Here is a 26,610-nt window from a genome sequence, read left to right on the forward strand (position 1 = left end):
GAACATCGTGGCAACATGCTAATCCGTCAGCGTGGAAAATGCGGCTGATCCCATCCATGCGGCAGATGTTCCCGTCCGCAAGATCATCCATGTCGACATGGATGCCTTTTACGCGTCGGTCGAACAGCGCGACAATCCGGCACTCCGGGGCAAGCCCGTCGCGGTCGGCGGGTCCTCGCGGCGCGGCGTGGTCGCCGCGGCAAGTTATGAAGCGCGTAAATTCGGGGTGCGCTCCGCGATGCCCAGCATCACGGCAAAGCGCCAATGCCCCGACCTCATCTTCGTTCCCCCACGTTTCGAGGCGTATCGCGAGATTTCCCACCAGATTCGCGCAATCTTTCGCGACTATGCCGACGAGGTCGAACCGCTGTCGCTCGACGAAGCCTATCTGGACGTCAGCGCCGACAAGATGGGGCTTGGCAGCGCTACCGCGACCGCGCGGCTTATTCGCCAACGTATCCGCGACGAGACCGGCCTCACCGCCTCCGCCGGCGTGTCGTACAACAAGTTCATCGCCAAGCTGGCGTCGGACCAGAATAAGCCCGACGGGATCACGATCATCCCCCCAGGCCGCGGCGCGGCGTTCGTCCAGACGCTGTCGATTCGACGTTTCCATGGCATTGGCCCGGTCACTGCAGCAAAGATGGAGGGGCTTGGGGTCTTTTCGGGCGCCGATCTCGCGGCGCAGGACGGGCTCTGGCTCGCAAGTCATTTCGGCAACAGCGCCGAATGGCTCTATAATCTGGCGCGCGGGATCGACCATCGCCGGGTCAAATCGAACCGGCCGCTCAAATCCCTGGGCGGCGAACGAACCTTCTTCAACGACCTGATCAGCGATACCGAAATCCGCGAAGCGCTCGCGCATGTTTGCACCGTGGTGTGGGATCGCGCTGCCAAAAAGGGCGCGCGCGGACGAACGGTGACGCTGAAACTGCGCTACGCCGATTTCCAGACGATCACGCGGGCGAAATCAATCCCTGCCCCCATCCTCGATGGCGCCTCGCTGCTGGCGGCCGGCGAAGCGATCCTCGCCCCGCTGCTGCCGACCGAACAGGGAATCCGCCTGCTCGGCGTAACCTTGAGCAAGTTCGAGGGTGAGGAGGAGGAGGACGACGAAGCTGTCGCCGCCCCCGCCGACCTGCTGAGTCTGATCTGACCCATTTGCGCCGATCGCGCGGATTTATTTTTTCTTCGCCGGGGCCGCAAACTCTGTCGCGTGGGCCTTCACCGCCTTTTGCATCTTCCGCGACAGCTTGGAATAATCGCAAAGATAGAGCACCTCGTCTTTGACGACGAAGCCTTGCGCGGTGGGCCCGCCCGTCCGGTATATCATCCCGTCGCTGCGAAACGGCTTGATATGGATATAGGAGGCGGCTCCGGAAAATCCGAACCGCATCTCGGTAAAATCGAGGGGAACTGCGCGTGTTTCCACGATATTCTCGAACGCCGCCTTGGCCCCCTCGTCATTGTCGTCGCCCAGATAATAGACGCTGCCCCAGCGCTTGCCGTCATAGACATTCAGATGCGTCGTATTGTGGCATGGCTCGATCGCGGCGGTCCACAAGCCCTGGGGTATCGGCATACTGATTTCAGGCTGCGCCATTGCCGGCGCTGCGATCATGCAGGTTCCGGCCACAAACAATAACCCCAGTCCTCGCATCGACGCCCTTCCCTCCGAAAATCCAAGTACGGTATAGATCAATCCTGCGGCGTCACATCACCGGTGCGATTGCCGATCCGTTCAGTCTTATCTGGCCACCAGCGCGGGGACGAACCGCCGCATGGCCGATTGCATCCTCGGCGACAGCGAAGCAAAATTGCAACGGATCAGCACATCGTCCATCACCTGAATGCCGTCGGGGCCCGGCGCGCCGGTGCGCAGCATCATGCGGTCGGGGCTCAGCGATTTTACGTGAAAATAGCCGACACCCTCGGTCGGGCCGAGTTGCATATGGGTGAAGCCATTCTTCAGCACCGTGGTGCGCCCGATCGCTTCCAGTTCGGCGACCGGCCCCATGCTGGCATTCGGCCCGTAATAATAAACTGCGCCCCAACGCTTGCCATCAAAGGCATAGCCGTTGGTCACAGACGCGCATGTGCCAGTCGCATTGATCCAGAAGCCCTTGTCGATCGGCATCGCGATCGTCTGTGCTGCCGCCGTACTGCTGCCCGCCATCGCGGCGAGCGCCAAAATCCATCCGCGCATCGAGACCCCCACCGTTGCCAGACCCGGCACGATGGTGAGCCGATTGCGCAACGCAATCAACCCCCGGCGTTAGTCCGCCGAGGCGAAGCGCCGCTCCTTGGTCGCGGTAAAGCGGATCGCGGGGTGGCGCTGGGTCACATAGCCCACTTCCCACGCATCCTTCGCCATGAACACCGGCGCGCCGTCGCGGTCGGTCGCCGCGGCGCCGCGGTGATCTGCCTGGAACGCTTTCAGCGCCGCGGCGTCGTCGCTGGCGATCCAGCGCGCGGTGTCCCACGGCGACTGTTCGAGCTTTGCCGCGACCTTATATTCGGCGTCGAGGCGGCTGATCAGCACGTCGAGCTGGAGCTGACCGACGACGCCGACAATCATGTTCGCGCCGATTTCGGGATAGAAGACCTGAATAATCCCCTCCTCGGCCATGTCGTCGAGGGCTTTGCGCAATTTCTTGGTCTGGGTCGGATCGATCAGCGCGACGCGGCGCAGCAATTCGGGCGCGAAGTTCGGCAGCCCGGTGATCGTAATGTCGGTGCGTTCGGACAAGGTGTCGCCGACGCGCAGCGTGCCATGGTTCGGAATGCCGATGATGTCGCCCGGCCACGCTTCCTCGGCCATTTCGCGATCCTGCGCGAGGAACAGCATCGGGCGGCTGATTGCGATCGCCTTGCCCGTCCCGCCCTGCATCAGCCGCATCCCGCGCTCGAATTTTCCCGAGCACATCCGCATGAAAGCGATGCGATCGCGGTGCGCGGGGTTCATATTCGCCTGCACCTTGAACACAAAGCCGGTAACCGCATCGTCATCGGGCTGTACCGGCGCGGGTTCAGCCGGCTGCGGTTGCGGTCCCGGCGCGTGCTTTGCGAGCGCGTTCAGCAGGTCTACGACCCCGAATTCTTTCAGTGCCGACCCGAAATAGACCGGAGCCAAATCGCCGTTGCGATAGGCTTCGACGTCAAAGGGCGCATAACAGGCAGACGCGAGGTCGGTTTCTTCCTTGAGATGCGCGAGCGCGTCGGCAGAGAGCCGCGCGGCGAGAGTGGGATCGTCGAGCCCGGAAACCCCGATCCGCTCGCCCTCATATTCGCGCGAGGCTTCCTTGCCCGGCACCATGAGCGCCGGATCGACAAGATCGTAAATCCCTTCGAACTGTCCACCCATGCCTGCGGGCCAGTTCATCGGGCAGACGTCGAGCGCGAGCCGGTCGGCGACCTCATCGAGCAATTCGAACGGCGGCAGGCCTTCGCGGTCCACCTTGTTGATGAAGGTGATGATCGGCACCGAACGCAGACGGCAGACCTCGAACAGCTTCAGCGTCTGGGGCTCGATGCCCTTCGCGGCGTCGATCACCATCACCGCGCTGTCGACCGCGGTCAGGGTGCGATAGGTATCTTCGCTGAAATCCTCGTGCCCCGGGGTGTCGAGCAGGTTGAAGACCAGCCCCTGATGCTCGAAGGTCATCACCGACGATGTCACCGAAATCCCGCGCTGCTGTTCGATCTTCATCCAGTCGGACCGCGCACGCCGCGCCTGTCCGCGTGCCTTGACCTCGCCCGCGATATGGATCGCGCCGCCGGCGACGAGCAATTTCTCGGTCAGCGTCGTTTTACCCGCGTCGGGATGCGAGATGATGGCGAAGGTGCGGCGGTCGGGACGGTTCTGGGACATGGCGCGGGCGGGTAGCAGGTGGCGCGGTTTGTGGGAAGGGGCTGGCGCAATCCGGCGAACCGGCGCAATGTCGAGGGATGCGAAATATCCTGCTTGCCGCCGCCCTCGCCGCCTCGTTCGGGTTCGCCGCCACGGCGCAAGAATCACCTCTCGTCGGCGACTATCGTCTGAGTGAAGGCCCCGATGCGGCGGGCGGGCTGCGCATCGCCGCCGACGGCCATTTCCAATATGCCCTCGCGGTCGGAGCGATGGACGAACGCGCCGAGGGACGCTGGGAGGCGCGCGGCGATGCGATCTGCCTGTTTACCGAACCCACGCCCATCCCGCCGGCCTTTGAGAAGGCCCCACCTGTCGAGATCGACGGCGCGGTCCCGACGATCTTCGTCAGCTGGCCAAACGGGCGCGGCGTTGCGGGGGTCGACTTCGTGATCGGTTTCGATCGGGGCGATCCGATCGAGGATTATACACAGGACTATGGCTGGGCGATGCCCGAGGGCGACACGCGCGTCCCGCGCTGGATCGAACTCAGCGAGCCGATCTACGACATCACGGCACCGCGGTTCGAGCTGACGAAAGGCGATGAGGGGAAATTGCACGCCCGGCTGGTCCCCAATGACTTCGGCGTCGCGGCGTTTGACGGCGCCTGTTTTGCGGCGCGCGACAAGGCCTTCATCCTGACCCGCCCGGAGGGCGAGATGCGGTTTTTGCGCGAAGGTCGCGGCGACTAGGCTGGAACGCTCAATTTCAGCCGTTGCCTGAAAGCAACCAATTTCAGTTACGACGGGTCAGTCGGCGGAAAGCGCAATGTGGCCGCGATCTGTGCTTCGGCCGCAGTCGCTTCATCAATGAGCAGCCGCAAAGCCTTTGCGGTATCTTCCAGGAGGCCGTCACCGAGAGGCCGCTCGCCATTGATAAAGCGGCGGATGGCTCGCTCGTCTATGCCAAGGCGCCGCGAGAATGCGGTGGTCCCGCCAAATAGTTGGACGCAATAAGCAAAATGCTCGCGTCGCTCGTCCGCCGAAAATGACGCAGTCATTATTTTTCCTTTTTGTTCGCTGTCGGTGGCCATAGGCTATCTGCGCGATGAGGCGCAATCGACCGATTGCGGACATTCAGTCTGGGTCATCCGTCGCGTAGATATCCATGTCAAAGAGCAAGCCACGATCTCCCATGGAGCCCAGGGTTTTGGCGCTAAGCTCCAGCCCGTCGTTGTAGCTCCCCAACCAAAGACCACAGAAGATGACTCCTCGAAACCGACTTGTCAGGTCACGCCAAACGACCAAGTCGTTGGAAAGCGGCGACAGCAAGGATTCAATTTGTCGGTTGAGGTCTTCTGGCTCACTATATTCTGTCTTGATCCGCCAAGAGCCTGTGCCTGCAATCTTCTCGCTCCCTCGGGAAGTAAGCCACCGATCACCCTTTAAGACACCAACTGTGGGCGGCGCCCCAAGAAGCGCCGTAATTTCGTTCGGCTCAAGATTATCTCCATAGAAACAAAGAGATGATGCGGATTGTCGTAGTTTCCCCATGCCCGATACATACACTCGTAATGGCGGGTTACCACCCTATTGCCACCCCTCCACCATCGTCACGCCGGACTTGATCCGGGGCCCGCCTTGTTTTTGGCGGTCGGCGAGAAGGAAGGCGGGCCCCGGGTCAAGCCCGGGATGACGGAACTGCGCGATTGAATGCCCGCTCCCCCACGCCAAGCGGACCATTCCTCCCGGCGCCATCCCGGGCGCGGAACTGCGTCGATTGCCGCTGCATGCCGATCGCCCCCCATGCATGACGGTGAAGTCACGCCGATATCCCCTTTCACCCCCCTTGCACTCGCTTTCCAAATCGGCCACAACTTTACGTGAACGTAAAGGTAAAGCCGAAACGCCAGCGCGAGAGGATTTCTTCCCCATGACCGACACCCCTGCCTTCGACACGATCAAACTCGAAATCGCCGACAATGTCGCGACGATCACGCTCAACCGCCCCGAGCGTTTGAACTCGATGCCGCCCGCAATGGCCGACGATATCCGTCTCGCGCTTGATTATCTGCCGTCACTCGGCGCGCGCGCGCTGCTCATCACCGGCGAGGGCCGTGGTTTCTGTTCAGGCGCCGACCTTGGCGGCGATCGAAATTCGGCTGTCGGCGGCGGGGCGAACAGCCGCAAGGCGCTGCGCAACCATTATAACCCGATGCTGCTTGCGCTCGCCAATCTCGACATTCCCGTTGTCGTCGCGGTCAACGGCCCCGCTGCAGGCGTCGGGTGCAGCTTTGGCCTGTCGGGCGATTTTACCATCGCGGGCAAGAGCGCCTATTTCCTTCAGGCCTTCGTCAACATCGGACTTGTTCCCGACGGCGGATCGTCGTGGCTTCTGCCGCGCCTGATCGGCTTGCCGCGCGCCACGCAGATGATGATGCTGGGCGAAAAGATCGGCGCCGAGCAGGCAGCCGATTGGGGGCTGATCTATAAATGCGTCGAAGATGATGCGCTGCAATCCGAAGCCCGCGCGCTCGCGACACGTCTCGCCAATGGCCCGACGCTGTCGCTCGGCACGATGCGCAAGATTCTGCGCGATGGCCTGTCGCAAAGCTATGCCGACACGCTCGACGCCGAAGCGAAGGGCCAGTTCATCGCAGGCAACAGCAGCGATGCGGCCGAAGGCATCATGGCCTTCCTCGAAAAGCGCAAGACCGCATTCAAAGGCCAATAAGACCGGAACGCGAAACCCCGGCGACTACCGGAGGCAACCAGTTACCTAAGGAACCTGCCCCGGCTTTTGCCGGGGCATTTTTTTACGCCGCTTCCTGGGTCATCACCTTTTTATAGATGCTGTTCTTGGGATAGGAGCAGACCCGCATCACCATCGGTTCGAAAAACTCCAGCGGCTCGCTGGCATATTCGGGGTCGAACGCCGGGGCGTCATAGGCTTCGCAGAAATGCGCGCACGCCGCATAATGCGGGCTATCGCGGAACCGGTCGCGCATATCGCGGTCGAGGCCCAGATAGTGGAAGAAATAATGGCCCTGGAAAATTCCGTGATGCTGGACGATCCACAAATTTTCTTCCGACAGGAACGGCTTGAGGATCGCTGCTGCGACATCGGGATGATTGAAGGCGCCCAGCGTGTCGCCAATGTCGTGGAGCAGCGCCATCACGACATATTCCTCGTCGCGGCCATCGCGGTGGGCGCGGGTCGCGGTTTGCAGGCAATGCTCGAGCCGGTCGACCGGAAAGCCGCCATAATCGCCGCCGAGCAGCTTCAGATGATCGAGGATGCGCTTGCCATTGTTCGGAGCGAATTCTTTCTGCTCGCGCGCAATAATGTCCCAATCCTGCTGCGTCCCGTCGATCATCGATCGGAACGTCGCATGTTCATGCGTCATGTCGTTCATCGCAGACTCTCCCGTTATCGGGCCAGTCTACGTCATTGGTTGCTGTTTGCAACTCTAGTCGGCGGAGGCGTTCGCGACATTATATTGCAGCACTTCGGCCTGGGTCAGGCAGCGGCGGGTCGACTTGTCATCGCCCTGCCCCGCGACGGCTTTCTGCTGGTACATGACGTCGGTCAGCAGCTTGCGAGACACCCCCATGCGGATCAGGAAATCATTATCCTCACTCGCGAGCAGCGCCGCATCCTGTTCGATCTCGCCAATGAGCTCGGTCGTCGCGTCGGTCCCCATCGCGACGCTCATGTCGATCGTGCCGCGATCGCCGGTGCGCGTGAACATATGAACCATGAAGATACCGCCGGGTTCGACGATACGCAGCTGGCCGCCCATGAACACGAAATTGCACGCGCTGAAACAGACCCAGCCCTTGGGAATGCGCGTCACCATGCCGGGATGTTGGCGGATGATCCGGCCGGCGGCATTGCCAGCCCGCGCGTCGCCGCCGGGCGAGCTCACCCAGATTTCCTCGACGTCGGGATTCGCCGCAAGCGCGGCGCTCAGCCGGTCGGGCAGCGCCGCATCGATCCGCCCCTCGGCGAGCAATATCTTGCGGTCGCCCTGTTTCCGCGCGGTCAGCGTCATCGTCTTGTTCAGCGACCAGCCGGGATTCGCCGGGCATGTCTTGTTGACCGGGTCCATCGGCGTCGCACCCAACAGCGCCAGCCCGGCGAGCAACGCCGCCGCCGGGCGCCGCAGACGACGGCCGTCAGGCCGCGATGACATAGCGCGCTTCCCCCGGCCCCTTGCACATGCGCTTCGACACCGTGGTTTCCTCGCCCTCGACGATCACGACGTCGGTGACATTCATGCAGCGCCGCCCGCCCTCTTCATCATTGCGGGCAATGACGGTTGACGAACCGCTGACATTCGCGCGCGTTTCGCTGGTCCAGTTGGCGGTCGCGCCGACAGCCTCGCCGCGCGTGACCTCCTCGGTCGCCGCCGCGGCCTGTACCTGTTCGGCGGGGTCGAGTTTGCAGGCGATGGCATCGGTCAACGTCCCCGCAACCTCGGCCGTCGGCAAATAGCTGCCAAATCCGGTCCGGCCGGCGGCGTCGCCGATCGCGTCGTTCAATATGCCGCCCAATATGTTACGGCCCGCGCGACTGCCCTTCTTGCCCTTGGGGCAGCCACCATTGTCGCTTTCGGGGCTGGGACTCGGCGTCGGGGTCGGCGACGTCACCTTGCGCAGCAGGCCGCCAAATTGTGCCTGCGCGGGCGCAACTGCCAACATGCATGCCGCAAAAATTGCTGGAAAACCAAAGATTCTACGCATCGTCCGCTCCACCCTTTTGGTTGCCCTTTATGGGTCCTGCGCGCCCCTTTTATTCCTGCTCCATGCCACCCGCTGTGATTTTCATCAACCTTGCGCGATAATCTCATCCTGACAGGTTGAATTAAGCCTGAATATGTCACACTAACGCCCCATGCTCTCGCAGAAGACCCGTTATACGATCCGTGCTTTCCAGCACCTTGCCGACCATTGGGGCAAGGGGCAGGTCCAGCTCGCGGACATTGCGGAGGCGCAGAATATTCCGCCCAAATTTCTGACCGTGATTCTGTCCGAAATGGCGCGCGAAGGACTGCTCATTTCGCAACGCGGGCGCGACGGTGGTTACCAGCTTGCGCTGCCGCCGATCGACATCAGCTATGGCGATCTTGTCCGCCTGACACGTGGCTCGCTGGCGCTGGTGCCGTGCGCGGCGCGCAACGCGCACGAGCATTGCAAGAACTGCTTGCCAGAGGCCGAATGCCGGATGCGCAGCCTGATGCTGAAGGTCCGTGACGACACGGCTTCGATCCTCGACCGCATTTCGCTGGCCGACCCGATCACGATGGAGCCGGTTTTCGAAACCGAAGACGCGGCGCAGTAAACGCTGCACGGCAAACAGGCAGCACAAGCGCGGCCGTCTTTGCAAATTCACTGATGATTTGGATGAAGCTGCGGGGTCCGGGCGGGATCGAACCGCCCACTTCCAACATGCTATGAATAGCGCTGTCCGCGCCAGGTTTGAAGAAGTGGTGGAGCCTAGCGGGATCGAACCGCTGACCTCCTGCATGCCATGCAGGCGCTCTCCCAGCTGAGCTAAGGCCCCACATCTTCAAACGATCGCTGCTGGGTGGCTGCGATCGGGAGGCCGCCTTTACCAGTGCAGGCGACCGATGCAAGGGGCCAAATGCATCTTGCGATGCTTTTTTTGGCCCCTCGCGAAAAAATCAGCTCTCGACCTCATTATCGTCGTCGCCCGTCGCCACGCCCAGATCGTCGTCGCCGCCAAGGTCGACGTCGTTGTCGGGCGAATCGCTGTCCTCGTCGACATCGACGTCCAGATCCAGATCGTCATCGACCGCCTCTTCCTTGACGACCTTGCCGGGCTTTTCGATCTGCTCGAACGGCATCGGCTGCTTCGACTTCAGCACCGATTCCGGGATCCAGCTATAGCCGCAGCTGATGCAGCTGATCGGATCGTCCTTGGTCAAATCATAGAATCGCGTGGCACATTTCGGGCAGCTGCGCTTGGCGCCCCATTCAGCCTTTACCATAAAAACCTCGTAACCTTCTGGAAACAGGATAAAAATATCGGAAGACGACGGCAGCTGCATAGCTATCCGTCAAATCGGCGTGCGCCTTGCCAGATTGTAGCGGCGCTGTCAAAAGCCGCTCGCCATGACCCATGACCCAGCCACCCCGCGCCGCTTTTCCGCCTCGTCCCCCCTGAACGGCACAATCGCCATTCCCGGCGACAAGAGCATCTCGCACCGCGCGCTGATGCTGTCTGCGCTTGCGGTCGGTGAAAGCCGGGTCACCGGCCTGCTCGAGGGGCATGACGTCCTCGCCACCGCCGCCGCGATGCGCGCGATGGGTGCGACGATTGAGCGCTGCCCAGATGGCGAGTGGCGCATCCATGGCGTCGGCGTCGGTGGGCTGCTCCAGCCGCGCGAAGCGCTCGACATGGGAAACAGCGGCACCTCCACCCGCCTGCTTATGGGCTTGGTCGCCACGCACCCGATCACCACGACCTTCATCGGCGACGCCAGCCTGTCAGGCCGCCCGATGGGCCGCGTCATCGAACCGCTCAGCCAGATGGGTGCCGATATCAGCGCCTCGCCCGGCGGCCGCCTGCCGCTGATGGTGCGCGGCCTCGCCCCCGCCGTCCCCCTCGCCTATCGCCTGCCCGTCGCCTCGGCGCAGGTGAAGAGTGCGATCCTGCTTGCGGGGCTCAACACGCCGGGCATCACCGAAGTCATCGAACCGGTGCCGACGCGCGACCATAGCGAGCGTATGCTGCGCGGCTTCGGAGCCGAACTGACCGTCGATGTCGATGCCGATGGCACCCGTCATATTCGCATTGCCGGCGAAGCCGAATTGAAACCGCAGACGATCGTCGTTCCGGGCGACCCCTCTTCGGCTGCTTTCTTTATCGTCGCGGCGCTCGTCGTCCCCGGCTCCGATGTCACCATCGCCAATGTCGGGCTCAACCCGACACGCGCCGGACTGGTCGACGTACTGCGCCAGATGGGCGGCGACATCGAATTGCTGAACGCCCGTGAAGTCGGCGGCGAACCCGTCGCCGACCTTCGCGTTCGCCACAGCGCACTGAAAGGCATCGACGTCGATCCCGTCGTCGCGCCGAGCATGATCGACGAATTCCCCATCCTGTTCGTCGCCGCCGCGCTGGCCGAGGGGCGAACGGTCACAACCGGCCTCGACGAACTGCGCGTCAAGGAAAGCGATCGCATCGCGGTGATGGCAACCGGCCTCACTGCGATCGGTGTCTGCGTCGAAGAAAGCGAAGACGGGCTGATCATTCATGGCAGCGGCGGCGAAGCGCTGGCCGGCGGCGCGACGATCGAGGGCCATCTGGACCACCGCATCTGCATGAGCTTCGCGATTGCGGGGCTTGTCAGCAAGGCACCGGTGACGATCGACGATATCGCGCCCGTGGCCACCAGCTTCCCGAATTTTGAAGCCCTGCTCGCGGGCCTTCAGGGGGATCGCGGCTAAGGAACGACGATATTGGCCGTCGATGCTGTGACCCCGGGCATCGATTGCCAATTCCGGCCATGCTATCAATATCCTGTCAACTTGACTGACATGTCATGCCGAGGAGTATCAGATGACGAAACATCTTCCCGCCGCCCTGATCGCGACCGCCCTCTTTCTCGGCCTCTCGGGCGGCGCAGTCCATGCCGCCGAGTCCACCAACAACGCCTTCGACCGCGCCGATGCCAGCTTCTCGCGCTTTCCGCTGAACATGCCCGGCACGCCGCAGGCCGTCGGCCGGCTGGTCAATGGCGACGCTTGCGACGACGACGGCATATCGTGCGAATGGGAAGATGAAGTCGGCGTCCGCCACATTTTTGCCGGCGACACGCTGGCGATCAAACTGGTCGACGTCGCCGCACTGGGCAATCGCGACATCGCCGCGCTGGGGATCGGCGCCGCACGGTCGCGCGCCGATGTTCTCGCGAAGGTCCGGGCCTTCCTTCCCGAAATCGCGGTCGACTGCCTCGAGCCCGGCAAGGCCGGCGAAGGCGGAGGCATTGCTTCGTGCAGCGGCGCATTCGCGAACGACGCCTGGTTCAAACTGCTGTTCGGTCCCGACGGCCGGCTGACCAGCGCGCGCATCGACGCGTTCCAGATCAACTGATGATCATCGCGGTCGATGGCCCCACCGCATCGGGCAAGGGCACCATAGCGCGGGCACTCGCCGCGCATTTCGGCGTGCCCGTACTCGACACCGGGCTGCTCTATCGCGCGGTCGGCTATCAGACGCAGCTCAACCACGGCGACCCCGACAACGCCGCCGACGCCCTCACCGCCTGTGATTTTCCGGACAGCCTGCTCGATGATCCGGCGCTGCGTTACGAAAGCACCGGCAGCCTTGCCAGCCGCGCATCGGTTCACCCCGCGGTGCGCGCCGCACTGTTCCAGCGTCAGGTCGATTTCGCGAACCAGCCTGGCGGCGCCGTCCTCGATGGACGCGACATCGGCACGGTGATCGCACCGCACGCCGACGCCAAGCTGTTCGTCACCGCGAGTGCGGAGGAACGCGCGCGGCGCCGTCACGCCGAAATGCACGCCCGCGGTGTCGATATAAGCTATGACGCGGTGCTTGCCGACATTCACGCCCGCGACGCCCGCGACACGGGCCGCGCCGACGCTCCGCTGCTGCGCGCCGCCGACGCGATGCTGCTCGACAATACGAATCTGGATCAGGACGCCGCGATCGGCGCCGCGATCGCCTTCGTCGCCGAACGCACTGCGGAACACCGCTGAGACCCACGCATCGGACGCCCTTTTTTCTTTGCCCGCGGGCAGCAATTGAACTATAGGCCGCCGCGTCCGACGGGTGTTTTAACCGGTTGAGGCATGGACAGACCGCCGCTCCAGATGAGCGCCGGGCGTGGCGGGATGCACCCGCCGCGCGCTTTTTGCTTTGCACCTGCCTGACCGAAAAGACGTTCAAAGGATGCCGCGCTCCGCATCCGGCGGGCATGGCAGATCGGCCACAAGACCAGCGGATCCAACCGCTTGGCCGGAACAAATGAAGTAAGGAAACACATATATGGCCACTACGGCTTTCCCGACGCGCGACGATTTCGCCGCGATGCTCGATGAATCGCTTGGTGGTGCTGACGGCGGCTTTGAAGGCCGCGTCGTCAAGGGCACCGTCACCGCGATCGAAAACGACCTGGCAGTGATCGACATCGGCCTGAAGAGCGAAGGCCGCGTGCCGCTTCGCGAATTCGCGATGCCGGGCCAGAAGGCAGACCTCAACGTCGGCGACGAAGTCGAAGTCTATGTCGACCGCGTCGAAAACGCCAATGGCGAAACCATGCTGTCGCGCGACCGTGCTCGCCGCGAAGCCGCCTGGGATCGTCTTGAGGAAGAATTCAACAAGGAAGCCCGCGTCGAAGGCGTCATCTTCGGCCGCGTCAAGGGCGGCTTCACCGTCGATCTCGGCGGCGCCGTGGCGTTCCTTCCCGGTTCGCAGGTCGATATCCGCCCCGTGCGCGACGTCGGCCCGCTCATGGACCTGCCGCAGCCGTTCCAGATCCTCAAGATGGATCGCCGCCGCGGCAACATCGTCGTGTCGCGCCGCGCCATCCTCGAGGAAACGCGCGCCGAACAGCGTTCGGGCCTGATCCAGAACCTGGAAGAAGGTCAGATCATCGAAGGCGCCGTCAAGAACATCACCGATTATGGTGCGTTCGTCGACCTCGGCGGCATCGATGGCCTGCTCCATGTCACCGACATGAGCTACAAGCGCGTCAACCACCCGAGCGAAGTCATCAACATCGGTGACACCGTCCGCGTCCAGATCATCCGCATCAACCGCGACACGCAGCGCATCAGCCTTGGCATGAAGCAGCTTGAAAGCGATCCGTGGGAAGGCGTTGCCGCCAAGTATCCCGTCGGCGCGAAGCTGTCGGGCACCGTCACGAACATCACCGACTATGGTGCGTTCGTCGAACTGGAACCCGGCATCGAAGGTCTGGTCCACGTCAGCGAAATGTCGTGGGTCAAGAAGAACGTCCACCCCGGCAAGATCGTCTCGACCAGCCAGGAAGTCGACGTCATCGTCCTCGAAGTCGACAGCGACAAGCGCCGCATCTCGCTGGGCCTCAAGCAGGCTCAGTCGAACCCCTGGGGCGCATTTGCCGACCAGCACCCCGTTGGTTCGGTCGTCGAAGGCGAAGTCAAGAATGCGACCGAATTCGGTCTGTTCGTCGGCCTGCCGGGCGACGTCGACGGCATGGTTCACATGTCGGACATCGCATGGGGCATCTCGGGCGAAGAAGCGCTGCACCTCCACCGCAAGGGCGAGGCCGTGCAGGTCGTCGTTCTCGACGTCGATGTCGAGAAGGAACGCATCAGCCTCGGCATCAAGCAGCTTGAAAAGGGTGCTCCGGCCGTTGGCGGCGGTACCGCTGCTGCTGGCTCGGTGAAGAAGAACGACGTCGTCACCGTCACGGTCCTCGAAGTCCGCGACAATGGCCTCGAAGTTCAGGCTGGCGACGATGGCGCCACCGGCTTCATCAAGCGCGCCGACCTTGGCCGCGACCGCGACGAACAGCGCGCCGAGCGTTATCAGGTCGGTCAGAAGTTCGATGCGATGGTCATCGGCTTCGATCGGTCGAAGAAGCCCAACTTCTCGGTCAAGGCGATGCAGATCGCCGAAGAGAAGCAGGCTGTCGCTCAGTACGGTTCGTCGGACTCGGGTGCGTCGCTTGGCGACATCCTCGGCGAAGCGCTGAAGGCGGGCAAGAAGGACTAATCCTTCCCCCTTTGTAACACCGGATAAAGGCCCGCAGAGTGTCCCTCTGCGGGCCTTTTCCTTTGGGTGATATATTTTTGACCATACAATGAATCGTGATACTCTCGCCTCCGCGGTGGGAGGGGTCCTCACGCGAAAAAGCCGGCATTGTCCGGGGTGGCCAGCATTTGCAGGATGCGCACGAAAAGCAGGGGAAATATATGATCCGGTCGGAACTGGTTCAGAAGATCGCAAGTGAAAACAGCGATTTGCGCTTGGAAGAGGTCGAACGTATCGTCGACAGCTTCTTTGATTCCATCGTCGAGCAGCTTGCTGCGGGCGGGCGCGTCGAATTGCGCGGTTTCGGGGCGTTTTCAACACGCAGCCGCGACTCGCGCACCGGCCGCAATCCGCGCACAGGCGCTGCGGTGGATGTGCAGGCAAAGGCCGTGCCTTATTTCAAGCCCGGCAAGGAAATGCGTGAGCGCCTGAACGACTGAAATTCTGTCTTGCTGCCCGTCATCGCGGCCCCGGCGGAAGCCGGGATCGCCGTGACGGGTCAGGGAGGCCGGCGGCTCAGTTCTTGAGCCGATAGCCCGTCCGGAACATCCAGAAGATAATGCTGAGGCACAATGTCAGAAACAGCGCGACCGCGCCCATGCTGACGCCGATCCCGACATCGCCCTCGCCAAAGAAGGTCCAGCGGAAGCCGCTGATCAGATAGACGACGGGGTTGAACAGCGTCACCGTCCGCCAGGCGGCGGGCAGCATGTCGAGCGAGTAGAAGGCGCCGCCCAAAAAGGTCAGCGGATAGACGACGAGCAGCGGGATTACCTGCAACTGCTCGAAGCTCTGCGCCCAGATGCCGATGATGAAGCCGAACAGGCAGAATGTCACCGCCATCAGGATCATGAACCCCGCCATCCACAGCGGGTGCGCGACCTGGATATCGACGAACAGATGCGCGGTGGCAAAGATGATGGTGCCGATAATCACCGACTTGGTCGCCGCCGCGCCGACATAGGCGATCAACAGCTCAAGCGGCGACATGGGGGCCGACAGCATTTCGTAAATCGTCCCCGTCCATTTCGGCATGTAAATGCCGAAACTGGCGTTGCTGATACTCTCGGTGAACATGGTGAGCATCATCAGCCCCGGGACGATGAACGCGCCATAGGGCACGCTGCCGACCTCGGTCATCCGGCTGCCGATCGCCGATCCGAAGACGACGAAATAAAGTGCCGTGGTGATCACCGGCAGCATCAGGCTGGTCCAGAAGGTCCGGCCAAAACGAGCCATTTCGAACAGATAGATGGCGCGGATCCCGCGAATATTCGAAATCATGCCGCCTGCTCCGCCTTTTCCTCATGCACCAGCCCGACGAAAATATCCTCGAGCGAGCTTTGCTTCGTGTGCAAATCCTTGAACTGGATACCAAGGTCGCTCATCCGGCGGAGCAGCGATGGCACCCCCGTCGCTTCGGCCTGGCTGTCGAATTCATAGACCAGCTCATGCCCCTCCCCGGCCAGCTCAAGCCTCCAGTCCGCCAATTCGCCCGGCACCGCGTCCATCGGTTCGGCGAGGTTGAGCGTCAGTGTCTTGCGTCCCAGTTTCTTGATCAGCGCATGCTTTTCCTCGACCAGGATCAACTGCCCCTTGCTGATCACTCCCACCCGATCAGCCATTTCTTCGGCCTCCTCGATATAATGGGTGGTCAGGATGATGGTGACCCCGCGCTCGCGAAGTCCGCGGACCATGTTCCACATGTCGCGGCGCAGCTCGACATCGACGCCAGCGGTCGGCTCGTCGAGGAACAGGATTTCGGGCTCATGGCTCAACGCCTTGGCGATCATCACGCGGCGCTTCATGCCGCCCGACAATTCCATGATCTTCGATGTGCGCTTGTCCCACAGCGACAGATCGCGCAGCAACTGTTCGATAAACGCCGGGTCGCGCGGCTTGCCGAAAAGTCCGCGCGAGAAGCTGACGGTCGCGATCACCGTTTCGAACGAGTCGGTGTGCAATTCCTGCGGCACCAGCCCGATCATCGTCCGCGCGGCGCGATAGTCGCGCGCATGGTCGTGCCCGGCGACGGTCACCGTCCCCGCGCTGGCCGTAACGATACCGCAAACGATGCTGATCAGCGTCGTCTTGCCAGCGCCGTTTGGCCCCAGCAGCGCAAAAATCTCACCCTTCGCAATGTCGAGATCGACGCCGACGAGCGCCCGATGGCCGCTCTTATAGGTTTTTCCGAGGCCGGAAATGCTGAGGACTGTTTCCATGGACGGACGTCTAACCGACTGACGCGGCGCGGTGAAGCCCGCAAACAAATCGAGCGCTGGTCTCGCGGCAGCAACTCAGCCCCTGACGCGCACCTTGATCAGTGTGAGCCGTGCCGTACCGCCGCCGCTTCCACCTTCGGTGCCAATCCAAAGGGCTGCAGCATTTCGAACAGAAAACCACCGCTATGGCCCTCCACTCCCGTCGGTTCGCGACAGGGTTTGAAAGACGGCTGATACGTGCCGTGCATCCGGTCCCACAGGGTCAGGACGGTCGCAAAATTCTTTCCTGCCATCGCCTGGTCACGAACATGGTGCCAACGATGCGCCGACGGAGATATGAAGAGGCGGCCCGCCAGCCCAAGCGTCCAAGGCAAGTCGGCGTGAATGAAATAGCCCCAGCTCGTCCTGACAATTCCGTTCAATACCATCGCCCAAAGCGGGAAACCCAAAAACCCGAGCAGGGTCATGTCGATCGTCACCGTCATCAGGCGGTTCCCCGGATGCATCCGGTTCAGCGAGAACCAGTTCATTTCGCGATCCGAATGATGCGTCGCATGAAAACGCCAGAATAATGGGCTATGTTCCAGTCGGTGTCTCCAGTAACCGATATAGTCGCCTGCAATGATCGCCGCGACACAGGTAAGCAATACAGGCGCGCCGAACCAGAAGCCGGTCAGGGCTGCGGGAGCGCCAAACTGTGCAGCGACCCAGGCACTCGGAAGGCCGACATAAGGCAGGACAACGAGCGTATCGAACAGGAAAATCAGAAGATTAGTGCGCCATTCGCCGGCCGCGCGCCGGGCATCGGAAATCGCACGGGCGCCCCGCTTGGTGAGCAGCGCAAGTGCGCAAAAGAACAGTGCGAATGGAAGCACAGCCAACCACGCCCCGACACTGACATCAATCCACTGCATTATCAAATCTTCGCAACAAGACACGCCCACCACCGGGTCACTTCTCCTAAAAGCAAAAACTCGTGAAAATCCGGTTGCCGACGGATGATTTCAGTCCCGTCGCAGAGCACGGCGCGGTGAAGCCCGCAAACACCGCTTGACCTCTTCGCGGTCATCCGCTTGACGGGCGTTGGTACGCGGACGTGGCGAAATCGGTAGACGCAGCAGACTTAAAATCTGCCATCCTCTGGGTATGCGGGTTCAAGTCCCGCCGTCCGCACCAAATTTCCCGATATGCTATCGTCCCTTCCGGTTTCGCCGCGGATGGCTATGATCGGCATTTGCGACGCGGAGGACATCGAGCGCATCATGACGGCAACAGGCAGATATCGGCGCACCGCCATGCGAATGGCGGCGGCAGCGGGCCTTCTGCTGTCGATGACCAGTTGCGGCCTGTTCGGCGAACGCGGCCCGGTGCGCGTAGCGGCTATCGGCCCGCTGAGCGCCTCGGCCAACCCGGCAAATGGCGAATTGTCGGCGGCCAATGCGGTGCTGCTCGACGCGACGTCGCAGGGCCTCGTCAGCTATGACGGCGAAGGACAGATCGACACCGGCCTTGCCGAACGCTGGACCGTCACCGCCGACGGGCGCAGCTATATTTTCCGCGTCCGCGAGGCGAAATGGACCGACGGGCGCAAGGTGGTGGCCGAAGAGGTTGCTGCGATCCTGCGATCCTATCTCGCCACCGCCAGCCGCCACGTTCTGAAAGATGATTTTCCGGAGGTCGAGGCGATCCGCGCCATGACCGACAGCGTCATCGAAATCCGCCTGTCGGTGCCGCAGCCCGCGATCCTCGAACTGCTGGCGCAGCCGTCGATGGCGATCGTCAACAAGGGGCGCGGCTGGGGTCCGATGCGGCCGCGCAAGATCGGACGCGCGGCGCTGCTTTCCCCCGTCCCCGATCCGCTCGCCGAGGATCAGGAAGCCGCCGAAGCGGCAGCAAACGCCCCGGCGGCATCGATCGAGCTCGTCGGGGTAACCCCTGATAAGGCACTCGCCCGGTTCAAGAACGGCTATGCCGACGCCGTGCTTGGCGGCCGCTTTTCGTCGCTGCCCTATTTCGCGGCCTCGAACATCGGGCGCAACCGGCTGGTCGTCGATCCGGCCCCGGGACTGTTCGGGCTGGCATTCGTGCGCGCCGAAGGCTTTCTCGCCACCGATAGCAACCGTGACGCACTGGTGCGCGCGATCCGGCGCGAGCGGCTGATCGAGGCCTTTGGTCTGGCCGAATGGCGGCCACAGGTCACGCTGCGCCCCACTCTCTATCTGCGCGAGGGCGGCCCCGCGCCGCTTCAGCCCGCTTGGGCCGATTATGACGAGGCATCGCGCCAGACGCAGGCGCGGCGCGTCGTCGATGCCTGGCGCGCTGCCGGGCGCGAGATCGAGCCGCTGCGCATCGCCGTGCCCGATTCGCCCGGCGGACGCATATTCTTCGCCTATGTCGCCGCCGATCTGGCCGCGATCGGCGTGCCCAGCACCCGCGTCGATATGGCCTCCACCGCCGACCTCAAGCTGATCGACGAAGTGATGCCGAACGATGATCCCATATGGGCGCTGCGCCGCCTGTCCTGCCGCCGCGATACGCTGTGCAATCGCGAGGCGCAGAATTTGATCGACCTTGCCAACCGCAACGTCGATACCGGCCAGCGTGCCCAGCAGATTGGCGAGGCCGAAGCAATATTGGCGCGCTACGCCCCTTTCATTCCGATTGCGACGCCGCTTCGCTGGTCGGTCGCAGCACAGCGGCTGACCGGCCTGCGCGCCAATCCACGTGCGATCCACCCATTGAATCGCGTGATCGCCGCACCCAATTAATGACCAAGCGTGCCCGTTGGCCCGCGCCTGAAAGGACCCGAATGGCCCCTTCGTCGCCCAATCCCGAAGCTATTTTCGACGCGTTGATCCAGAACCGCAACGATCCCGCCGCGCTGCGCAAGCGCGTCGAGATGCTGGAGATGATTCTGGAACGCAGCTTCATAGTTCCCGGCATCAATCGCCCGGTCGGCCTCGACGCGATCGTCGGGCTTGTCCCCGTGGTCGGCGACCTCATCACCGCAGCGATGGGCGCCTACCTGATCTGGGAAGCGCGCAACCTGGGCATGCCTAAATGGAAGATTTTGCGCATGATGGGCAATCTGGGCGTCGATACCGCGCTCGGTGCAATCCCGCTCGTCGGCGACGCCTTCGACTTCATGTTCCGGTCGAACACGCGCAATCTGAAAATTATCATCAAGCACCTCGACAAACATCACCCCGGGACGATCATCATCGACCAATAGGCCATGGCTTCCTTGAGGTGTCCGGTGGTGCTAGCACAGCATCACCACACCCAATGGAGAATGACATGATCCGCGCCAGCCTTGCCGCGCTTGCCCTTAGCTGTTCGATCGCCGCCGTTTCGGTCGCCGCGCAGGATGAAGCGGATCCTTGGCTGTGGCTGGAGGATATCGAGGGCGCAAAGGCACTCGATTGGGTAAAAAAGGAAAATGCGGCGGCCGACAAGCTGTTGCTGAATCGCCCGGGGTTCGAGGCCGACCGCAAGCGCGCGCGCGAAATCCTCGACGACGACCGGCAGATTGCGATGCCTGACGCCGTGATGGGCGATACCGTCACCAATGTCTGGCGCGACGCCGCCAACCCGCGCGGACTGTGGCGGCAGAGCCCGCTCGACGCATGGCTGGCCGGCAAGCCCGAATGGACGACGCTGATCGACGTCGACGCACTCGGCAAGGCCGAGAAACAGAGCTGGGTGTGGCACGGCGCCGACTGCCTCGCCCCCGAATATACGCGCTGTCTGGTATCGCTGAGCCCGGGCGGCACCGATTCGGACATCGTGCGCGAATGGGACCGCACGACCAAAAGCTTTGTGAAGGACGGCTTCACCGTCCCGCAGGCAAAAAGCAGCGTGACGTGGGAAGGCGCCGACACCTTGCTAGTCGCGACCGATTATGGCGAAGGCAGCATGACCGCGTCGGGCTATCCGCGCATCGTCAAGCGCTGGAAGCGGGGAACCCCGCTGTCGGCGGCCGAAACCGTGGCGGAAGGCGAGACCGCCGACGTCGGAATGAGCGTCTTCGCCGCGATGGACGGCGATACGCGCTGGCCGGTGATCAGCCGCGCCAAAACCTTTTACACCACCGATTACAAGATCCCGAACGTCGACCGCTCGCGCTATATCAGCACGATCATCCCCGACACCGCCGACTTCCGCGACGTGCTGGACGGACAGGCTATCATCTTCCTCAACAAGGATTATGCCGGAACAGGCGCAGGATCGCTGGTCTCGCTGTCTCTTGCCGACATGTCGGCCGACCGCAAGGTCGCGATCGTCAAGGTGATGGAGCCAACCCGAGCGCAGGCGATCGAGAATGTCTCGGCGAGCGACAATGTCCTGTGGGTGAAGGCGCTCGACGACGTCGAGGGCAAGTTGTTTGCGCTGCGCCGCGATGCAGCAACCGGCGCATGGAGCCGCAAGGAAGTCCCGCTCGCCGCCAATGCAACGGTCCAGATCGCAGGGACGATCGGCAAGCGCGATATTGCCCTCGCGACCGCCGAGACGATGCTGACGCCGCCGACGCTTTATGCCGTCGGCGAAAGCGGCGCGCCGCAAAGCGTCCAGAGCCTGCCCGCAACCTTCGACGCCGGCCAGATGCTCGTCGAAAAGCGTTTTGCAACGTCGAAGGACGGCACGAAGGTCCCCTATTTCCTCGTCCGCAAGAAAACGGACAGCAAAGCCCCCGTTCCCGCGCTCATCCACGCTTATGGCGGCTTCCGCGCCGCACAGACGCCGGCCTACCTGACCGGCCAGCCCTATCGCGCCGGGCCGCTCGGCCTCTTCTGGGTCGAGGACGGCAACGCCTATGTCCTCGCCAATATCCGCGGCGGCGGTGAATATGGCCCCGGCTGGCATGAGGCGGCGCTCCGCGAAAAGCGCCAGAACAGCTTCGACGACATGCACGCGGTCGCCGAGGATCTGGTGAGCACCGGCGTCAGCGCCAAGGGCAAGATTGCGATTTCGGGCCGCTCGAACGGCGGCGTCCTCGTCGGCGCGGCGATGACGCAGCGCCCCGATCTCTATGGCGCGGTCATCTCGGGTTCGCCGCTCAAGGATATGCGCCGCTATAACAAGATGCTCGCCGGCGCGTCGTGGGTTGCCGAATATGGCGATCCCGACAATCCCGCCGACTGGGCCTTCATGTCGAAATATTCGCCCTATCAGAATGTGCGGAAGGGCGTGCAATATCCGCCGATCTTCCTCTATCTGTCGACCAAGGACGACCGCGTCCACCCGGGACATGCACGCAAATTTGCCGCGCGGCTTAAGGAATATGGCAACAGCGTCTATTATCACGAATATCTGGAGGGCGGCCATTCGGTCGGCGCCGATCATGCCGAGGATGCGGTGCGGGCCGCAATGCTCCACGGCTTCCTCCAGCGCGAACTGGTTGAAAAGCCGCAAGCCAGATGACGATCGCCACAAGCCCGCTATCAATGACCTAGCGGCGGCGGCAAAAAAGACATAATCGTGCGGCCGCGGCGACCATGCCGCGGTCGACGGGCGCCACGATGAAAGACGATATGATGGTACAGCGGCAAGTGATGACGGATGCGTCCGCACCCGCCCCCGCCGCGCGCCCCATTGCGCTGTCGGTTTTCGACCTCGACCGCACGCTGACGATCCTGCCGACCTACACGCCTTTCCTGCTGTTCGCAGCGTGCACCCGTGCACCCTGGCGGTTGTTGCTCGCGCCGTTGCTGATCCCGGCCGCGCTGCTCTATGCGCTGAAGCTGATCCCGCGCCGGACGATGAAGCCGCTGATGCACCGGCTGATGATCGGCGGGACACTGGCGCGGGCCGAGGTGCAAAAGCTGGCCGACAGCTTCGCCGACCGACTTATCGAGAACGGTATCTATGCCGACGGCCGCGCGCTGATCGCCGCCGAGCGGGCCGCTGGGCGCCGCGTCATCCTCGCGACAGCTGCGCCGCATTTTTATGCCGCGACGATCGCGCAGCGGCTCGGGATCGACGATGTCGTCGCGACCGCATCGCGCTGGCGCGGCGATCTGCTGCTCCCCGAACTCGGCGGCACCAACTGCTATGGCGACGACAAGCTGCGGATGCTCCGCGCTTTCATGGATGATGCGGGCATCGACCGCGCTGCCGCGCATATCCGCTTCTATTCCGACCATGCCTCCGATCTGCCGATGTTCGAATTTGCCGACGAGGCTTTTGCGGTCAATCCGTCACCGAAGCTGCGCACGATCGCGGCGGCGCGCGGCTGGTCGCTCCTCGACTGGGACAAGGGCGCTCGCTGACATCATGCACATCGGCTTTCTCTTCAACCATCACGGCGGCCATCAGGTCGCGCATGCGCTGCCGATCGCGTACCAGCTACGGCGGCTGGCACCCGACGTTCGGGTCAGCGTCTTTACGGCCGAAGGGACCGAGCCCGAGGTGCGCCGCCTCGCCGCCACCTTTGACGGTCCAGCACCGGACATCATCCGCCTCCAGCCCGCCTCGACCCTCGCGCGCGCGATCCATCGTGCGACCGGCCGGGCGATCCCCGCCGACACCATCTCCTCGCTCGGGCGAAATCTCGACCTGTTCCGCGATCTCGACGCGCTTGTGGTGCCCGAGAAGACCTCGCTGATACTGAAGTCGCGGTTCGGCCTCAAATCGCTGAAGATCATCCATACGCGCCACGGCGCCGGCGACCGCGCGATCGGGTTTGACAAGGCGAGCGGCCAGTTCGACCTTGTCCTGCTGTCGGGCGAGAAAATCCGCGACCGGCTCGCCGAAGCCGGGCTGCTCAACCCCGGCGGCTATGCGATCACCGGCTATACCAAATTCGACGTCACCGCGCGCAAGGCCCCCCCGCGCCTGTTCGACAACAACCGGCCGACGGTCGTCTATAATCCGCATCCGTCACCCGCGCTGTCGTCCTGGTATCGCATGGGACCGCAAATTCTCGACTGGTTTGCCGCCAGCGACCGCTACAACCTGATCTTCGCGCCGCATATCATGTTGTTCGCCAAGCGCCTGACGGCTTCGCTGTCCCCCTTCGCGCTCGGCTGGAATAACCCGCCACGCCCCGATCAATATCCGCGGGATCATATGCTGATCGACATCGGCAGCCCCGCCAGTCTCGACATGACCTACACCGACGCCGCCGACATCTATCTCGGCGATGCGAGCAGCCAGGTTTATGAATTCATCCGCCGACCGCGGCCGTGCATCTTCCTCAACCCCCGGCATCTTTCGTGGCAGGGCAATCGCGACTTCACCCATTGGAGCGCGGGGCCGGTCGTCGAGACGATGGACGAACTCGCCGCCGAACTCGCCGAACCGCCGGTCCTGTCCGACGCGCTGCGGCAGCGGCAGCAGGAACTGGTGAACTACAGCTTCAATCTCGACAGCCGCCCGTCATCCGAGCGCGCCGCGTGGGCGATCCTCGACTTTCTTGCCGCCAAGCCTGTGCCGCAGGCTGCGGACCAGCTATGACCTCTGCCGACTTCGCTTAGGAGAAAGCCTTGCGGCATCTTGCCCGGTTCGATCTCAACCTGCTGAGAATATTCGATGCAATCTTTGCGCGGGGCGGCGTTTCGGCGGCGGCGCGACATCTGAACCTGTCGCAGCCCGCTATCAGCCATGCACTTGCCAAGCTGCGCGACACGTTCGACGATCCGCTCTTCGTGCGACAGGGGAACCGGCTGGTGCCGACCCCGGCGGCGCGCGCGATTGCAGGGCCGGTGCGCGAGGCGTTGCGCGGGCTCGATGTCGCGCTCGATGCAGCGACGTCGTTCGATCCCGCCAAGGCAACGCGCGAGTTTCGCATCGGCGTGCGCCTGTCGGGCGAGATGCCGCGCTTTTCCTCGCTCGTTGCGCGGGTACGGAGCGCGGCCCCGCACGTCTCGCTGGCCAGCGTGACCTTTCGCCGGCGCGATCTGGTGATGACGCTCGCAAACGGCGATCTTGACCTCGCGCTCGACGTCGCTCTGCCCGCCGACGACCGGCTGCGCAGCCAGCATCTGGGGACCGAACCGATCGTCCTCGTGGCGCGCAAGGGGCATCCCCGCGTAGACGGGGCGATCGACCTCGACACCTACCTCGCGCTCGAACATATTATCGCGACTGCGCGGCCCTATGGCCCGGGGCTTGAGGATATGGCGCTCGAACGCATGGGCCTTGTCCGGCGTGTCGCGGTACGATGCCAGCATGCCATCACCGCGTGGCAGATCGTCGCCTCGTCGGACATGCTCTTCGCGCTCCCCCGATCGCATGCCGAAGTGCTCGACGCGATGTGGCCGATGCAACTTGTCGAGTTGCCGCTGCCGGTCGAACGGAGCGGGAGCTATCTCTATTGGCATCAGGCGGCGCAGGCCGATCCGGGGCTTGGCTGGTTGCGCGCGATCATCGTCGAAGAGCTGAGAACCGCCGACAAGCCATTCTCCTGACGAATATAAGATATTCCATCCTATCATTTTCTTAAATGACGTGACGCAGCTAGCCTTGGCGGCGAAATTCATTGGAGAAAATGCCCATGACCGAGATCGAACTGCAGGCCGAGCTCAACGACCTGAGAATGTCGAAAGAAGCCCAGCCGCTTTTTGACGCCGTAAAACGTCACATCGCCGAAAATGTCGATCCGATCACCGAAGAGTTTTTCCGGCTTGGCGAAGGGCGCGCCGATCGCTGGAGCTGGGCTCCGGGGCAGCTCGAACTGCTTGAGGAGGCGAAGAACAAAGCGAAGGCCGCCGGCCTCTGGAACTTCTTCCTTCCCCACGGCGACACCGGCACGCCGCTCAGCAATCTGGACTATGCCTATATCGCCGCCGAGCTTGGCAAGTCGCCGCTCGCGTCGGAATCGCTGAACTGCTCGGCGCCCGACACCGGCAATATGGAAGTGCTCGAAATGGTTGGCACTCCCGACCAGAAAGAACGCTGGCTGAAGCCGCTCCTGAACGGCGAAATCCGTTCGGCCTATGTGATGACCGAGCCCAATGTCGCCTCATCCGACGCGGGGAATATCGAAACGAGCGCGCGGCTCGAGGGCGATGAGTGGGTCATCAACGGCGAGAAATATTTCATCAGCGGCGCCGGCGATCCGCGCTGCAAAATCCTGATCTGCATGGTCCAGACCAACCCAGAAGCCGCCCGAAAGGCCCAGCATTCGCAAATATTGGTGCCGATGGACACGCCCGGCGTGCAGGTGCTGGGGCCGATGCGCGTCTTTGGCGACGACCACGCACCGCAGGGCCATATGCATATGCGATTCGAAAATGTCCGCGTGCCAAAGGACAATATGCTGCTCGGCGAAGGCCGCGGGTTCGAGATTTCGCAGATGCGCCTCGGGCCGGGCCGCATCCATCATTGCATGCGCACGATCGGCAAGGCCGAGGTCGCGCTGGACCTGATGGTGAAGCGCGGAAATTCGCGCACTGCCTTCGGCAAGCCACTGTCGCAGCTCGGCAAGAATATGGAAGTCATCGCGCGGGCGCGGATCGACATCGAGGCGATGCGCCTGATCGTCCTGAAGGCCGCAAAGGCGATGGACCTGCTCGGCAATCGCGAAGCGCGTGTCTGGGTGAGCATGGCTAAAGCGATGGTTCCCGAACGCGCCTGCCAGATCATCGATCAGGCGATCCAGATCCACGGTGCGACGGGCATTTCGCACTGGACCCCGCTGGCGGAACTTTACGCCGATGTCCGCCACCTACGCTTCGCCGACGGTCCCGACGAGGTCCATTATATGGTCGTCGGCCGCGACGAACTCGGGCGCCATTGATCGCGCGGGCG

28 protein-coding genes and 2 tRNA genes are annotated in these 26,610 nt (G+C 62.9%); 17 read left to right on the top strand and 13 right to left on the bottom strand.

The annotated features are described in order from the left end of the window. Positions 1-31 precede the first annotated feature (31 nt). Complete coding sequence (dinB, locus tag ACSYDV_RS17015; protein ID WP_438325013.1) at positions 32-1,156, top strand: DNA polymerase IV; 1,125 nt, start codon at positions 32-34, stop codon at positions 1,154-1,156. 24 nt (positions 1,157-1,180) lie between these two features. Here dinB and ACSYDV_RS17020 read toward each other — a convergent pair whose 3' ends face one another. The 3 genes from ACSYDV_RS17020 to ACSYDV_RS17030 all read right to left on the bottom strand — a co-directional run bounded on the left by ACSYDV_RS17020 (position 1,181) and on the right by ACSYDV_RS17030 (position 3,871). After that, a complete protein-coding gene (locus ACSYDV_RS17020; RefSeq protein WP_438325014.1) occupies positions 1,181-1,621 on the bottom strand; it encodes a hypothetical protein in 441 nt (146 codons plus the stop codon). 126 nt (positions 1,622-1,747) lie between these two features. Next, the gene (locus ACSYDV_RS17025) at positions 1,748-2,257 is read right to left on the bottom strand and encodes a hypothetical protein (protein ID WP_438325015.1); all 510 of its coding nucleotides are present in this window, start codon (positions 2,255-2,257) and stop codon (positions 1,748-1,750) included. Between the two features lie 18 nt (positions 2,258-2,275). Beyond that, the gene (locus ACSYDV_RS17030; protein ID WP_438325016.1) at positions 2,276-3,871 is read right to left on the bottom strand and encodes a peptide chain release factor 3; all 1,596 of its coding nucleotides are present in this window, start codon (positions 3,869-3,871) and stop codon (positions 2,276-2,278) included. 77 nt (positions 3,872-3,948) lie between these two features. Between ACSYDV_RS17030 and ACSYDV_RS17035 the strand changes: the two genes are divergently transcribed. After that, entirely contained in the window at positions 3,949-4,599 is a 651-nt protein-coding gene (locus ACSYDV_RS17035; RefSeq protein WP_438325017.1) for a hypothetical protein, read from the top strand. Positions 4,600-4,646: 47 nt separating this feature from the next. Here ACSYDV_RS17035 and ACSYDV_RS17040 read toward each other — a convergent pair whose 3' ends face one another. Both ACSYDV_RS17040 and ACSYDV_RS17045 read right to left on the bottom strand, forming a co-directional pair. Further along, complete coding sequence (locus tag ACSYDV_RS17040) at positions 4,647-4,940, bottom strand: helix-turn-helix domain-containing protein (protein WP_438325018.1); 294 nt, start codon at positions 4,938-4,940, stop codon at positions 4,647-4,649. 43 nt (positions 4,941-4,983) lie between these two features. Continuing rightward, positions 4,984-5,400, bottom strand: a complete 417-nt coding sequence (locus ACSYDV_RS17045) for a DUF4279 domain-containing protein (RefSeq protein WP_438325019.1) — start codon at positions 5,398-5,400, stop codon at positions 4,984-4,986. A gap of 379 nt (positions 5,401-5,779) precedes the next feature. Here ACSYDV_RS17045 and ACSYDV_RS17050 point away from each other — a divergent pair, with 379 nt between their 5' ends. Then, positions 5,780-6,580, top strand: coding sequence for an enoyl-CoA hydratase-related protein (locus ACSYDV_RS17050; RefSeq protein WP_438325020.1), 801 nt, complete (start codon positions 5,780-5,782; stop codon positions 6,578-6,580). An 82-nt stretch (positions 6,581-6,662) separates the two neighbouring features. Here ACSYDV_RS17050 and ACSYDV_RS17055 read toward each other — a convergent pair whose 3' ends face one another. From ACSYDV_RS17055 to ACSYDV_RS17065, 3 genes are read right to left on the bottom strand one after another with little or no spacing between them, the layout of a single operon-like run. Then, complete coding sequence (locus ACSYDV_RS17055) at positions 6,663-7,262, bottom strand: HD domain-containing protein (RefSeq protein WP_438325021.1); 600 nt, start codon at positions 7,260-7,262, stop codon at positions 6,663-6,665. Positions 7,263-7,316: 54 nt separating this feature from the next. Then, a complete protein-coding gene (locus tag ACSYDV_RS17060; protein WP_438325022.1) occupies positions 7,317-8,042 on the bottom strand; it encodes a COG3904 family protein in 726 nt (241 codons plus the stop codon). Beyond that, a complete protein-coding gene (locus tag ACSYDV_RS17065) occupies positions 8,026-8,550 on the bottom strand; it encodes a hypothetical protein (RefSeq protein ID WP_438325023.1) in 525 nt (174 codons plus the stop codon). Before ACSYDV_RS17065 ends, ACSYDV_RS17060 begins: the two co-directional genes overlap by 17 nt. A 193-nt stretch (positions 8,551-8,743) precedes the next feature. On the opposite strand from ACSYDV_RS17065, the gene ACSYDV_RS17070 reads away from it, so the two are divergent. Beyond that, positions 8,744-9,190: an RrF2 family transcriptional regulator gene (locus ACSYDV_RS17070; RefSeq protein ID WP_438325024.1), complete on the top strand. Its 447-nt coding sequence runs from the start codon at positions 8,744-8,746 to the stop codon at positions 9,188-9,190. 146 nt (positions 9,191-9,336) lie between these two features. Here ACSYDV_RS17070 and ACSYDV_RS17075 read toward each other — a convergent pair. After that, positions 9,337-9,412, bottom strand: a tRNA-Ala gene (locus ACSYDV_RS17075). Positions 9,413-9,533: 121 nt separating this feature from the next. After that, positions 9,534-9,860 (bottom strand): TIGR02300 family protein, encoded by a 327-nt coding sequence (locus ACSYDV_RS17080; RefSeq protein WP_438325025.1) that lies wholly within the window; start codon positions 9,858-9,860, stop codon positions 9,534-9,536. 124 nt (positions 9,861-9,984) lie between these two features. Between ACSYDV_RS17080 and aroA the strand changes: the two genes are divergently transcribed. The 5 genes from aroA (at position 9,985) to ACSYDV_RS17105 (ending at position 15,078) form a co-directional block, all read left to right on the top strand. Beyond that, on the top strand, positions 9,985-11,322 hold the full coding sequence (gene aroA / locus ACSYDV_RS17085; protein WP_438325026.1) for a 3-phosphoshikimate 1-carboxyvinyltransferase: 1,338 nt from the start codon (positions 9,985-9,987) through the stop codon (positions 11,320-11,322). 112 nt (positions 11,323-11,434) lie between these two features. Beyond that, positions 11,435-11,968, top strand: a complete 534-nt coding sequence (locus ACSYDV_RS17090; RefSeq protein WP_438325027.1) for a hypothetical protein — start codon at positions 11,435-11,437, stop codon at positions 11,966-11,968. After that, the gene (locus tag ACSYDV_RS17095; protein WP_438325028.1) at positions 11,968-12,597 is read left to right on the top strand and encodes a (d)CMP kinase; all 630 of its coding nucleotides are present in this window, start codon (positions 11,968-11,970) and stop codon (positions 12,595-12,597) included. The genes ACSYDV_RS17090 and ACSYDV_RS17095 overlap by 1 nt, the downstream gene beginning before the upstream one ends. 289 nt (positions 12,598-12,886) lie before the next feature. Then, positions 12,887-14,599: a 30S ribosomal protein S1 gene (gene rpsA, locus ACSYDV_RS17100; RefSeq protein WP_438325029.1), complete on the top strand. Its 1,713-nt coding sequence runs from the start codon at positions 12,887-12,889 to the stop codon at positions 14,597-14,599. Positions 14,600-14,799: 200 nt separating this feature from the next. Next, positions 14,800-15,078 carry an integration host factor subunit beta gene (locus ACSYDV_RS17105; protein ID WP_438325030.1) on the top strand — a complete coding sequence of 93 codons (279 nt, stop codon included), beginning with the start codon at positions 14,800-14,802 and terminating at the stop codon, positions 15,076-15,078. A gap of 76 nt (positions 15,079-15,154) precedes the next feature. Here the strand turns inward: ACSYDV_RS17105 and ACSYDV_RS17110 are convergent, their stop codons facing one another. The 3 genes from ACSYDV_RS17110 to ACSYDV_RS17120 form a co-directional block, all read right to left on the bottom strand. Further along, positions 15,155-15,922, bottom strand: coding sequence for an ABC transporter permease (locus tag ACSYDV_RS17110; protein WP_438325031.1), 768 nt, complete (start codon positions 15,920-15,922; stop codon positions 15,155-15,157). Continuing rightward, the gene (locus tag ACSYDV_RS17115) at positions 15,919-16,860 is read right to left on the bottom strand and encodes an ABC transporter ATP-binding protein (RefSeq protein WP_438325032.1); all 942 of its coding nucleotides are present in this window, start codon (positions 16,858-16,860) and stop codon (positions 15,919-15,921) included. The genes ACSYDV_RS17110 and ACSYDV_RS17115 overlap by 4 nt, the downstream gene beginning before the upstream one ends. A gap of 98 nt (positions 16,861-16,958) precedes the next feature. Continuing rightward, complete coding sequence (locus ACSYDV_RS17120) at positions 16,959-17,807, bottom strand: sterol desaturase family protein (RefSeq protein ID WP_438325033.1); 849 nt, start codon at positions 17,805-17,807, stop codon at positions 16,959-16,961. 143 nt (positions 17,808-17,950) lie between these two features. On the opposite strand from ACSYDV_RS17120, the gene ACSYDV_RS17125 reads away from it, so the two are divergent. The 8 genes from ACSYDV_RS17125 (at position 17,951) to ACSYDV_RS17160 (ending at position 26,599) form a co-directional block, all read left to right on the top strand. Next, positions 17,951-18,036 (top strand) — tRNA-Leu (locus ACSYDV_RS17125). Positions 18,037-18,122: 86 nt separating this feature from the next. Beyond that, entirely contained in the window at positions 18,123-19,628 is a 1,506-nt protein-coding gene (locus ACSYDV_RS17130) for an ABC transporter substrate-binding protein (protein ID WP_438325034.1), read from the top strand. A 41-nt stretch (positions 19,629-19,669) separates the two neighbouring features. Next, complete coding sequence (locus tag ACSYDV_RS17135; protein WP_438325035.1) at positions 19,670-20,092, top strand: DUF4112 domain-containing protein; 423 nt, start codon at positions 19,670-19,672, stop codon at positions 20,090-20,092. Between the two features lie 65 nt (positions 20,093-20,157). Next, positions 20,158-22,281: a prolyl oligopeptidase family serine peptidase gene (locus ACSYDV_RS17140; protein ID WP_438325036.1), complete on the top strand. Its 2,124-nt coding sequence runs from the start codon at positions 20,158-20,160 to the stop codon at positions 22,279-22,281. Positions 22,282-22,379: 98 nt separating this feature from the next. After that, complete coding sequence (locus tag ACSYDV_RS17145) at positions 22,380-23,129, top strand: HAD family hydrolase (RefSeq protein WP_438325037.1); 750 nt, start codon at positions 22,380-22,382, stop codon at positions 23,127-23,129. Positions 23,130-23,133: 4 nt separating this feature from the next. Beyond that, a complete protein-coding gene (locus ACSYDV_RS17150; RefSeq protein WP_438325038.1) occupies positions 23,134-24,315 on the top strand; it encodes a CDP-glycerol glycerophosphotransferase family protein in 1,182 nt (393 codons plus the stop codon). Positions 24,316-24,344: 29 nt separating this feature from the next. Further along, the gene (locus tag ACSYDV_RS17155; RefSeq protein ID WP_438325039.1) at positions 24,345-25,268 is read left to right on the top strand and encodes a LysR family transcriptional regulator; all 924 of its coding nucleotides are present in this window, start codon (positions 24,345-24,347) and stop codon (positions 25,266-25,268) included. Between the two features lie 86 nt (positions 25,269-25,354). Beyond that, positions 25,355-26,599, top strand: a complete 1,245-nt coding sequence (locus tag ACSYDV_RS17160; RefSeq protein ID WP_438325040.1) for an acyl-CoA dehydrogenase family protein — start codon at positions 25,355-25,357, stop codon at positions 26,597-26,599. The last annotated feature ends 11 nt before the right edge of the window (positions 26,600-26,610 follow it).

Source organism: Sphingopyxis selenitireducens, assembly GCF_051550705.1.
GTDB lineage: Bacteria > Pseudomonadota > Alphaproteobacteria > Sphingomonadales > Sphingomonadaceae > Sphingopyxis.

What these genes read in the sequence shown, in the direction of transcription:
- ACSYDV_RS17045 (WP_438325019.1), bottom strand. Translation starts at nt 5,400, where the DNA reads ATGGGGAAACTACGACAATCCGCATCATCTCTTTGTTTCTATGGAGAT.
- rpsA (WP_438325029.1), top strand. Translation starts at nt 12,887, where the DNA reads ATGGCCACTACGGCTTTCCCGACGCGCGACGATTTCGCCGCGATGCTC.
- ACSYDV_RS17020 (WP_438325014.1), bottom strand. Translation starts at nt 1,621, where the DNA reads ATGATCGCAGCGCCGGCAATGGCGCAGCCTGAAATCAGTATGCCGATA.
- ACSYDV_RS17150 (WP_438325038.1), top strand. Translation starts at nt 23,134, where the DNA reads ATGCACATCGGCTTTCTCTTCAACCATCACGGCGGCCATCAGGTCGCG.
- ACSYDV_RS17060 (WP_438325022.1), bottom strand. Translation starts at nt 8,042, where the DNA reads ATGTCATCGCGGCCTGACGGCCGTCGTCTGCGGCGCCCGGCGGCGGCG.
- ACSYDV_RS17090 (WP_438325027.1), top strand. Translation starts at nt 11,435, where the DNA reads ATGACGAAACATCTTCCCGCCGCCCTGATCGCGACCGCCCTCTTTCTC.
- ACSYDV_RS17065 (WP_438325023.1), bottom strand. Translation starts at nt 8,550, where the DNA reads ATGTTGGCAGTTGCGCCCGCGCAGGCACAATTTGGCGGCCTGCTGCGC.
- ACSYDV_RS17050 (WP_438325020.1), top strand. Translation starts at nt 5,780, where the DNA reads ATGACCGACACCCCTGCCTTCGACACGATCAAACTCGAAATCGCCGAC.
- ACSYDV_RS17070 (WP_438325024.1), top strand. Translation starts at nt 8,744, where the DNA reads ATGCTCTCGCAGAAGACCCGTTATACGATCCGTGCTTTCCAGCACCTT.
- ACSYDV_RS17105 (WP_438325030.1), top strand. Translation starts at nt 14,800, where the DNA reads ATGATCCGGTCGGAACTGGTTCAGAAGATCGCAAGTGAAAACAGCGAT.
- aroA (WP_438325026.1), top strand. Translation starts at nt 9,985, where the DNA reads ATGACCCATGACCCAGCCACCCCGCGCCGCTTTTCCGCCTCGTCCCCC.
- ACSYDV_RS17140 (WP_438325036.1), top strand. Translation starts at nt 20,158, where the DNA reads ATGATCCGCGCCAGCCTTGCCGCGCTTGCCCTTAGCTGTTCGATCGCC.
- ACSYDV_RS17095 (WP_438325028.1), top strand. Translation starts at nt 11,968, where the DNA reads ATGATCATCGCGGTCGATGGCCCCACCGCATCGGGCAAGGGCACCATA.
- ACSYDV_RS17115 (WP_438325032.1), bottom strand. Translation starts at nt 16,860, where the DNA reads ATGGAAACAGTCCTCAGCATTTCCGGCCTCGGAAAAACCTATAAGAGC.
- ACSYDV_RS17160 (WP_438325040.1), top strand. Translation starts at nt 25,355, where the DNA reads ATGACCGAGATCGAACTGCAGGCCGAGCTCAACGACCTGAGAATGTCG.
- ACSYDV_RS17080 (WP_438325025.1), bottom strand. Translation starts at nt 9,860, where the DNA reads ATGGTAAAGGCTGAATGGGGCGCCAAGCGCAGCTGCCCGAAATGTGCC.
- ACSYDV_RS17130 (WP_438325034.1), top strand. Translation starts at nt 18,123, where the DNA reads ATGACGGCAACAGGCAGATATCGGCGCACCGCCATGCGAATGGCGGCG.
- ACSYDV_RS17145 (WP_438325037.1), top strand. Translation starts at nt 22,380, where the DNA reads ATGAAAGACGATATGATGGTACAGCGGCAAGTGATGACGGATGCGTCC.
- ACSYDV_RS17035 (WP_438325017.1), top strand. Translation starts at nt 3,949, where the DNA reads ATGCGAAATATCCTGCTTGCCGCCGCCCTCGCCGCCTCGTTCGGGTTC.
- ACSYDV_RS17055 (WP_438325021.1), bottom strand. Translation starts at nt 7,262, where the DNA reads ATGAACGACATGACGCATGAACATGCGACGTTCCGATCGATGATCGAC.
- ACSYDV_RS17040 (WP_438325018.1), bottom strand. Translation starts at nt 4,940, where the DNA reads ATGGCCACCGACAGCGAACAAAAAGGAAAAATAATGACTGCGTCATTT.
- ACSYDV_RS17110 (WP_438325031.1), bottom strand. Translation starts at nt 15,922, where the DNA reads ATGATTTCGAATATTCGCGGGATCCGCGCCATCTATCTGTTCGAAATG.
- ACSYDV_RS17030 (WP_438325016.1), bottom strand. Translation starts at nt 3,871, where the DNA reads ATGTCCCAGAACCGTCCCGACCGCCGCACCTTCGCCATCATCTCGCAT.
- ACSYDV_RS17135 (WP_438325035.1), top strand. Translation starts at nt 19,670, where the DNA reads ATGGCCCCTTCGTCGCCCAATCCCGAAGCTATTTTCGACGCGTTGATC.